The organism is Serratia sp. 506_PEND, from assembly GCF_001076875.1.
GTDB lineage: Bacteria > Pseudomonadota > Gammaproteobacteria > Enterobacterales > Enterobacteriaceae > Serratia > Serratia marcescens.
In genome coordinates, this window is sequence record NZ_JVEL01000409.1 from 1 (window position 1) to 570 (window position 570).

The following is a 570-nucleotide window of genomic DNA, read 5'->3' on the forward strand; positions in this document are numbered from 1 at the left end:
CCAGAGTGGCGATTAACCTGACCACGCCTCCCCGTGAAGTCAGCCATCTGCAGACCCGGCTTGAACAGCGCGGACTGGAAATTGTCCAGCTCGAGCGCCAGTCGCGCATTGGTCTGGGCGATCACCAGGCCCGGCTCAGTGAACTCTGTGCTGAGGAACAGACCGAACGAGCAAAGCTGATAACGGAAGAAGAGAACTGGCAGGCGCAGCTCAGGCTGGTGCAGTCTATCGTCGCACTGCGCGCGCAACTGCTGACGACAGAAAGTGAAGACGATGACGAACCGGTGGCCACATTGCGACAGCTTGAGCAGGAGCTTGACGCCCTGCAGGCGTCATCGGTGCGGGTGTCGGCGCATGTGGATGCCCGTCAGATTGCCGCAGTGGTGGCGGAGTGGACCGGCGTGCCTGTCAACCGCATTTCGCAAAGCGAGCTGGACGTGGTGATGAACCTGCCGGCGTATCTTGGCGGCAGTATTCGGGGCCAGTCGCTTGCGATTGAACATCTGCATAAGCATCTGCTGACGGCACGCGCCGATCTTCGTCGTACCGGGCGTCCGCTGGGCGCATTTT

The 570-nt window shown here is 61.1% G+C and carries 1 pseudogene; it reads left to right on the forward strand.

What is annotated here, in order from left to right:
• Positions 1-570 (forward strand): annotated as a pseudogene (locus ADK28_RS32185) (type VI secretion system ATPase TssH); the annotation flags it as partial.